Origin of the sequence: Sphingomonas sp. UV9 (assembly GCF_004101245.1) — a bacterium.
Taxonomy (GTDB): Bacteria; Pseudomonadota; Alphaproteobacteria; order Sphingomonadales; family Sphingomonadaceae; genus Sphingomonas.
In genome coordinates this window covers 1-7,935 of record NZ_SCIN01000010.1, presented here as the reverse complement: position 1 = coordinate 7,935, position 7,935 = coordinate 1, and the positions used below count along the sequence as shown (strand labels likewise).

Sequence of the window (7,935 nt, the reverse complement as noted above, 5' to 3'; positions counted from 1 at the left end):
CGAACGGGGCGTCCGGTGTCTCGCAAAGGATGGTGAAACGAGAATGAGCAGGTGAAGATAGAGGCAGGCCAGATCGCTTGCATGGAGTGTATGTACCGTTCACGTTGCCTGGCATGTCCACGACCTCTTCACTTTCCGTCGCCGCCAGGGCCGCCATACCTCGTCGGCTGACCGCGCCCGCCATCCGTGATCGGAAGCGTGGTGAGCCTATTGTGATGCTGACAGCCTACACCGCTCGCATGGCCGAGCTGCTTGACCGCCATTGTGATGTTTTGCTGGTAGGAGATAGTCTGGCCCAGATAATCTACGGTCTACCGACTACAATACCCGTGACGCTCGACATGATGATCGCGCACGGTGCAGCGGTGGTACGAGGTTCACAGCGTGCTCTGGTCGTGGTCGATATGCCGTTTGGCAGCTACGAGGAGAGCCCCGAACAGGCATTCCGCTCTGCTGCTCGCGTGATGCAGGAAACAGGAGCCGGTGCGATTAAGTTAGAAGGCGGCGAGACGATGGCGTCAACGATCGCCTATCTTACCAAGCGCGGCATTCCGGTGATGGCACATATCGGTCTCACGCCTCAAGCCGTTAACGTACTCGGTGGGTATGCTGCACGGGGTAAGGGCAACGCCGAGTATTCCGGCATTATGGACGACGCCATCGCAGTTGAGGCGGCCGGCGCATTTTCGGTGGTCATCGAAGCCGTTGTGGAGCCGCTGGCGGACTCGATCACCGAAGCGATAGGTTGTCCCACAATCGGGATCGGTGCGTCAGCCAGATGTGACGGTCAGGTTCTAGTCGTGGACGACATGCTCGGCATGTTCGAACGCAACGCCAAGTTCGTCAAACGCTTCGACAATCTTGCAGACCGGATCGACACGGCAGCGGAAGCTTATGCTGCTTCGGTGCGAGGCAGGCAGTTCCCCGAAGCGCAGCATCTCTACAAAGCCTGAAAACGGAGCGTAGCGGCTGATAGGGCATTCCCGATTGGGAAGGTCCAGCAAGACAGCCGGGCAGGACGGCTAGCCTCGCCGCCGTCCTGACAGAGTCGTTTTCCCAGAATCTGTTCCGATTCGATTTTCTCGAAATACCCTGATGCACATGGGAAAGCGGGAAAACTCTTCGGCAGCTCACTTGTCGTAAACCGCCTCATAGTGTACATACATTTATGTAAATACAGGAGTAGCCGTGGTTTTCGAGTGGGACGATGGGAAAGCCGCATCGAATCTCGCGAAGCACGGGGTCTCTTTCGAGCTGGCGCGTGAGGTTTGGAGCGATCCGCTCTACGTGGTCCTTCCTGATCGCATGGAAGGCAGCGAGCAGCGTTGGCACGCTATCGGCATGATCGGTGCCGTCGTCGTCCTGGTGGTCGTTCACAGCCATCCCCAACCGGACGACGAAGACCGGGTCCGGATCATCAGCGCCCGAAAGGCAACGGCACACGAAAGGAAACGCTATGAGCAAGAAAGCGCTTAGTCCCGAGTTGCAGGATCAGCTCGATCGGCTCGCAGCTTTGCCGGACGATCAGATCGATACCACCGATATCCCCGAAGCATCGGCCGAGGCGTGGCAGCATGCCCGCCGGCCAGGTCTGTATCGCCCTATCAAGAAGCCCGTCACGCTCCGGCTCGATGCTGATATCGTGAGCTGGTTCAAGGAACACGCCCACGATCGCGGCTACCAGACGGAAATCAACCGCGTGCTGCGCCGCTACGTTGCCGAGAGCGAAGCGCGGGCCTGACGCTACCGCCCGAAGCCGATATCCGGTCCGTCGCGCCCATGCTGTCGTTCCCGATCCTGCTGTCGCTGCCGATCGCGATCGGCCTGCCCCGGCTGGTCCAGCTCGATTGCTGGCGTCTGCTCACGACGGGGTGACTGATCGAGCGCCGGCAGTGCGTCGAACCCGTCACCGTTACTGACGTGTAGCCCCGACCGCATCGCGCGCGCTGCACCCTGGACGAAGCTCGACATGCTCTGCGCTGCCAGCTCGGCCCGCTCGCGTAGCTGGTCGCTCCATTCATGAATCCGCTCCCGGCCGCGCTGGATGTAGTACCCCAACCCCCGCGCTTCTTGGATCGCCTCGTTTATCTGCCCGCGTGGCGTGACGGCGTGCGGCTCCTCGCCGGCCGCGATCTGCTCGCGCTCTGCCCGCCGCTCGATCGCGGCCGAGGCATGCCCCATCTTCACGGTCGGCTCCATCTCGACGCCCTGACGCGCATAGCTGCGATGATCGACCCGCTCGGCTACCTGCGCCAGTTCCAGCGCGTCGTTGACCTGCGCCGCCCAGCTCGCCCGAATCTCCTCCACCTCGATCGACGCCGACGAGCGCACGTCGAGCTGGCGCGTCTTCGCTCTCAGCCCGTCCGCGTCCACCACCCGCGTCGTCGTCATAACGTGCGCGTGGTGGTTCCGATCGTCGCCGTAATCATGGGGGGCGTGGATCGCCGCATCGACCGCCACCCCGTAGCGGTCGCGGATATCCTCTGCAAAAGCGCGAACCAGGTCGCGGCGCTGACCGGCGTCCAGCTCGGCTGGTAGCGCCAGCTCATACTCCCGCGCCACCTTGGCATCCTTACGCTTCTCTGCTGCCTCCGCTGCGTTCCACAGCGCGGAGCGGTCCTGCGCCCACTCCGCGCCTTCCGGCGTAACGATGAACGTGTCCTCGACACCGCCCCGCCGCGTGTAGTCGTGCATCAGCCCGTCGCGTTCGTTCTCAAGGCAGTCGCCCGACCGGTACGCCGCAGCCGCGACCGCGCTGCGCCCGGTCGAGCGCGACACCGATTTTACCGCAAGATGGTAGATCGCCATCGTCCGCGTGCGCCTTCTCAAACGTAGTCCAGCGGCATGACGCTGGTCGGGGTGTGGGGCCGAGGCCCCGCTGTCGCTTGCGACATGGGTGCAGGGTGTCCCTGCCGCACGCATTACGCAGTAATGCTAAAGTGCGCCCTTGTCTCCTTTTGTCGTCTCGGGTGGCTTCGATTATTAGTTTGCGCTATGCTCGGTCCGTGATCGTGCTTTGACACGGAGAACGTATGGCTGCTCCCACTCCTGAATCTGTTGAACTGGCGAAGAAGCGTCTTGCTCAGGCCAAGGCCCGTCTCGATGCATTGAACGCCCGCATCGCTACCGAAGGTCGCCGCCTCGATACCCGCCGCAAGATCATCCTTGGCGGCCTGCTCATCGATGCCGCTACCAAAGATCAGCGGTTCGCCGGCATCGTCTCCGAGCTTACCCATCGCATCAGTCGGGATCAGGATAAGAAACCGTTCGAAGGATGGTCGCTGCCCAAGGAGGACCGCTGATGGATCGTGATCGCGACGAACCGGATCGGATGCCGGAACGCGGAAGGGAACGGGATCGCGGCGGAAGTCGGATGGACCCGCCCTCTACCGGCAAGTTCGACATGTCCGATTGGGACGTACCAACCAGCCCTCCCGCTAATCCGGCACCGCCCCCTCCCCCTTCTGCTGTCGAGCGCACCCGCAGCACCGCCGACTTTGCTCAATTCTTCAAACTGATATCCGCGCTCGAAACCGGCATGCAGCGGATCCTCGCCAACTTCGGCATGATCCGCGACATGGCTGCCGACAGCCGCGCCAGTGTCGCCGAGGCCGCGGCTGATGCTGCCAAGCGTGCCGAGGAACAGGAAGCCCGCGACAAGCTCATCGCTGATCGCCTCATCCATCCCGACGAGCTTGCCCGCCATGCCGAGGCCGGGGCACGTCAGGGGGCGAGGGAAGCACTCGACGGCACCGCTCGCGAATGGATGCGCCGGCTCGAGGTCGATGCCCAGGGGCGCGACCTGTCCGCTAAACAGGACGCGGCCGATCGCGCCGAGCGCCGCGCCGACGAACTGCGTCGACGCCGGCAGGATGGATGGCGTAACGGCGCGATCGTCGGCATCGCCCTGCTCATCCCCGCCGCCTACGGCTATGGTCGCTATGACGGCACCCAGACCGGTGAGGCGTCGGCCTATGCCCGCGCCCGTGATGAAACGGCTGCGGCGAGCTGGGCCAACACCGCCAACGGCAAGCTCGCCCACCAGCTCGACCAGGCCAGCGAACAGACCATCCCCGCCATTGCCGGCTGCCCCAAGGATCGCGGATGGAAACGCGAAAAGCGCGACGGAGCCTATTGGTGCTTCGGTGCGAACCCTGATGGCAAACCCTACACCGGATGGCTCCTACCATGACCCGCCCACCCATCAGCGGGGCCGAACGGACGCGCCGTGAACGCGAAGTCAGCTTTGCGCAGGGTAGTGTCCGCTATGAGGGCGGCATTCTGTCCGAAGAGGTCGAACGGCTCAATGCGCGCTACATCGATGGCAAGATCGATAGCGACGAGCTGACCGCCGCCATTCTGGCATCCGGGACGGTGCGTCATGGCTGATACCCTCCCCCATTTCCGCAACCCGGCCGAGGAAGCGGCCTACAAGACCGTGGAGGATGCGCTGGCCGCCCGCATCCAGCGCCGGGATTATGTTCCGGAAGCCGAACGCGATGGCTGGCGGCAGACTATGTTCCCGTTTGACGACCGCTGGTCGAGCGTCCGCGAGCTGGAAGCCTGCATGGCCTTTCGTGAGCCGTCCGATCCGGAAGCAGCGGTGATCGCCGATGCAATGGTCCGCGCCGGCACGGTCAGCGATGATCTGTACGCCCGCCTGCTGACCGTCGCCGATCGGCGTTTCGACGTGCAACCGGTTACGCGGGCGGTCGCCTTCGATGCGTTCGGCACTCTCGTTCATATCGGTCGCAAGCGGCATCCGTTCGAACGGTTGATCCGGCAGGCTCGGTCTCGTGCCCGTATTTTTCCATCGCCCATGACGTATCCGGTCGGTCTCGCCGACTACGCCCAGGCGATCGGATTGCCGCCCCCAGAGGCCGAGTTGGCGGCACTGGACGAAGAGTTGGCGACGATCGCGCTCTACCCCGACACGCTGGATGCGCTGCGCCGGGTTCGCGACCAGGGCGTGAAGGTCGCCGTCGCCTCCAATCTCGCGCAGCCCTATGCGGCCCCGTTAAGGGCCCTTCTGGGCGATCTGGTCGATGTTTGGCACTTCTCCTTCGATGCAGGCGCGATCAAGCCTGACAGGGCGTTCTACGCCGGACTGACGGCCAAACTCGACTGTGAGGCCGGCGAGCTGCTGATGGTGGGCGATACCTGGCGTGACGATATCGTCGGCGCCGTCGAGGCTGGATCACGCGCTCGCTGGCTCGATCGCGAGGGCCGCGCCTCCCATACTCGCCGCTTTATCACCGTTCGCGGACTGGACGACGTCTGTCCCGATCGGCGGACAGCCGCACAGAAGACCGAAGCCGAGCTGGTTCGTGAAAGCATCGATGCGAACCTCGCCGATCTCCACGGCCAACGCTGGGCGGTCGAGGCGGGACGGCTACGCCATGCGTTCGCCAATGCCTACGGAGCGGAAAGAGCGGCAGCGACCCAAGCGTTGAAGGACCATTACGAGACCCGCGATCAGCCCGAAACCAGTCGCGCCGCCCTCATCCGGGATGCGATGGCCGGTGTCGAAGCACGACACAGGATCTGACCCCCCTTTTTCCGCCAAGCCTGCGGCCGATAGGCCGCTCTGTGACGGCATAGCCGGCACGCATCATCAGCGTATTGGCCGTAGGCCAATTCCATCAAGTTCTCTTCGTTCGCGCGCGGTGATTCATGATTCTAGATTCTATGATTCAGGGGGGTCGCATCCCTTTGATTTAACAGGGCGATTCCAGCCTATCATGAGGAATGGGGTGGGGTATCATGAGGAATGGGGTGGGGTATCATGAGGAATGGGGTGGGGTATCATGAGGAATGGGGTGCGTGAAATGAGGAGCTAGCCGCCCTCATCTCATGATACTTGACCGTGCTGCTTCATCGAACGATTGTGCTGCTATGAGCGGGGCAGCCGACGATAAGCCTGGGCGCACGATGGAAGTTGCGCGGATCGAGAAGGAGCGTGGTTCCGACACGATCGTGCAACCGCGCGAACTGGTCGAAGTCCGCTACGCGCGCGGTGTTTCGCTTAGCCTGTCGGCTCGCAAGGTCCTCGCCTTGATGATGCATCAAGCCGCTGGGGACGCTTGGCGTGACCAAGAACATCGGATCGCCAAGCGCATGTTGCGCGGCTCCCATAATTCCAATGATCGCCTTACCGATACGATTGACGAGCTGATGGGTATCTTTTTCGCGATGCCCGATCAGGTCGAGGGCGACCAAGGCCGTCGCACGTTCCAAATGATCGAAGAGACATTTGAGGGGGGAGAACAGGGGTGGCTGATCTACCGGTTCACCCGCCGCGCCCGCGATCTGCTGAAAGACAGCGAAGCCTATGCCCTGCTGCACCGGGCAACGGTGCTGGCGTTCGATAGCAAATATGCTCTCGAACTCTACCAACTTGGGGCTTTGATGTATCGCCGCGACGTGCCGATCTGGCGGGGGGGCGTTGCCACACTACGGTCCAAGCTCGGCGTCCCGGAAGGCACCTATAGCTCTTTTGCCGACCTGCGTCGCTTCGTCCTCGATGCGGCGACGGCCGAGATAAATCAGCTCGTCCCCCAATTCTCGGTGGCATGGGAGGTCGCAAAGCGAAGGGGCCGCAAGGTCACGGAAATAGCGATCACCTTCCGCCGGAAAGCCCCAATCGCCGCTGTAGCGGCCGAAGAGGAAAACGAACGTCACCGCGCCGGCCGGCGTGCACGGCGCGAAGGCACCGAAGAGGCTATTATTGATCCTGCAGCGATCATCGCCGCCGCAGCCGCCAGCCTTTCGGTTTCCGACATACTGCGGTGGCCTGCAGACGATCAGGTGTCGGAATATCGAACGCCAGACCTCTATGCGATCGGCCTAGCCAACGGTGGAGGCCACGCGATCCAGCGGCTAGCGGATCAATACGTCCGAGTCCGATCTGACAGGCGACGACAACTCCGGGGTGATAATCTTCGCGACGATTGGACCACATGGGTAAAGGGTTGCGCGGAGAAGTGGGCGAAACCCTGATCCTTGTCTCTGACCGGGTTGCAAGATACCCTACGGCAACCGGTTATGGTTCCCGGTTGGAAACACGGGAATAACCTATGGCAACGGTTTCGATGACGAAGGGTGCGGAGCTGGTCGGTGTCAGCAAGGGAACTGTATCGAAAGCTCTCAAATCTGGGCGCCTTAGCTATGCGGAAAAAACCGATAATGGCTACCTGATCGATACGTCCGAACTGTTTAGGGTGTTTCCCCCTAAGCAGCCGGAAACGGTCGAAACCGGTTCAATCGACACCCCCTTGGGAAACAGGGAAACCCTAATGGAAACAGGGGGGTTGCTGCGTGAAGTTGAACTGTTGCGTGAACAGCTTCGTGATCGTGATGGGGTAGTCGCTGACTTACGGCAGCGGCTCGATAAATCCGAAGACGAGCGCCGTGAGGCACAGGCTCGGGTGATCGGCTTGCTGGCTGGACCAGGACCCACCGAGTCCAAACGAGGTTTTTTTGGTCGCCTGTTCGGTCGTCCCGACGATTGATCCGTTGCTGTCGCAAAAGGGGTCCCTTTTGCAGCGCCGGTTCTGATGCATGGTGCGAGCTAGGGCGTGACGATCCCTGCTAGGGACGATACGTTGCCTATCAGTGGGCAGCGGAGGCCAAATGCGTAAAAGTGATCTTATTCAACGCATAGCCTTGCTGAACCCAGACCTACCAAGTCCAGTATGCCGGACGTTGGTAGAGAAGCTATTTGACGCCATTGTCGATCACCTCCGAGATGGGGGTGCCGTTGAACTACGCGGTTTTGGACGCTTCTTTCTAAGCCAGCATGCTCAGCGAACCGTTCGAAACCCTCGGACGGGAGAAACTTTTCTAAGGGACGAGTTCGCAGCGGTACGATTTCGTGCCGGTAAGGCGATATGTGCCCAAATTAATGCTGAGGTACCCTCCAAATAGGACGTGTCC

Annotated in this window: 11 protein-coding genes; 10 read left to right on the top strand and 1 reads right to left on the bottom strand. The window is 61.7% G+C overall.

Annotation, left to right across the window (positions count from 1 at the left end):
• Positions 1 to 113 precede the first annotated feature (113 nt).
• The 3 genes from panB (at position 114) to EQZ23_RS19540 (ending at position 1,741) form a co-directional block, all read left to right on the top strand.
• The gene (gene panB, locus EQZ23_RS19550) at positions 114 to 953 is read left to right on the top strand and encodes a 3-methyl-2-oxobutanoate hydroxymethyltransferase (RefSeq protein WP_128456136.1); all 840 of its coding nucleotides are present in this window, start codon (positions 114 to 116) and stop codon (positions 951 to 953) included.
• Positions 954 to 1,188: 235 nt separating this feature from the next.
• Entirely contained in the window at positions 1,189 to 1,476 is a 288-nt protein-coding gene (locus EQZ23_RS19545; RefSeq protein ID WP_128456135.1) for a BrnT family toxin, read from the top strand.
• A complete protein-coding gene (locus tag EQZ23_RS19540) occupies positions 1,457 to 1,741 on the top strand; it encodes a BrnA antitoxin family protein (protein ID WP_128456134.1) in 285 nt (94 codons plus the stop codon). Before EQZ23_RS19545 ends, EQZ23_RS19540 begins: the two co-directional genes overlap by 20 nt.
• A gap of 2 nt (positions 1,742 to 1,743) precedes the next feature.
• Here the strand turns inward: EQZ23_RS19540 and mobQ are convergent, their stop codons facing one another.
• Positions 1,744 to 2,808, bottom strand: a complete 1,065-nt coding sequence (gene mobQ / locus EQZ23_RS19535; RefSeq protein ID WP_128456133.1) for a MobQ family relaxase — start codon at positions 2,806 to 2,808, stop codon at positions 1,744 to 1,746.
• A 224-nt stretch (positions 2,809 to 3,032) separates the two neighbouring features.
• Here mobQ and EQZ23_RS19530 point away from each other — a divergent pair, with 224 nt between their 5' ends.
• The 7 genes from EQZ23_RS19530 (at position 3,033) to EQZ23_RS19500 (ending at position 7,926) form a co-directional block, all read left to right on the top strand.
• A complete protein-coding gene (locus EQZ23_RS19530; RefSeq protein WP_128456132.1) occupies positions 3,033 to 3,302 on the top strand; it encodes a mobilization protein in 270 nt (89 codons plus the stop codon).
• Complete coding sequence (locus tag EQZ23_RS19525) at positions 3,302 to 4,192, top strand: hypothetical protein (RefSeq protein WP_128456131.1); 891 nt, start codon at positions 3,302 to 3,304, stop codon at positions 4,190 to 4,192. The genes EQZ23_RS19530 and EQZ23_RS19525 overlap by 1 nt, the downstream gene beginning before the upstream one ends.
• Entirely contained in the window at positions 4,189 to 4,389 is a 201-nt protein-coding gene (locus EQZ23_RS19520; RefSeq protein ID WP_321170161.1) for an antitoxin VbhA family protein, read from the top strand. Before EQZ23_RS19525 ends, EQZ23_RS19520 begins: the two co-directional genes overlap by 4 nt.
• Positions 4,382 to 5,548, top strand: coding sequence for an HAD family hydrolase (locus tag EQZ23_RS19515; protein ID WP_128456129.1), 1,167 nt, complete (start codon positions 4,382 to 4,384; stop codon positions 5,546 to 5,548). The genes EQZ23_RS19520 and EQZ23_RS19515 overlap by 8 nt, the downstream gene beginning before the upstream one ends.
• Positions 5,549 to 5,895: 347 nt before the next feature.
• Positions 5,896 to 6,999 (top strand): replication initiation protein, encoded by a 1,104-nt coding sequence (locus tag EQZ23_RS19510; protein ID WP_234422478.1) that lies wholly within the window; start codon positions 5,896 to 5,898, stop codon positions 6,997 to 6,999.
• Between the two features lie 77 nt (positions 7,000 to 7,076).
• Complete coding sequence (locus EQZ23_RS19505; protein ID WP_128456128.1) at positions 7,077 to 7,511, top strand: DNA-binding protein; 435 nt, start codon at positions 7,077 to 7,079, stop codon at positions 7,509 to 7,511.
• 121 nt (positions 7,512 to 7,632) lie between these two features.
• Entirely contained in the window at positions 7,633 to 7,926 is a 294-nt protein-coding gene (locus EQZ23_RS19500) for an HU family DNA-binding protein (RefSeq protein ID WP_128456127.1), read from the top strand.
• Positions 7,927 to 7,935: the final 9 nt, after the last annotated feature.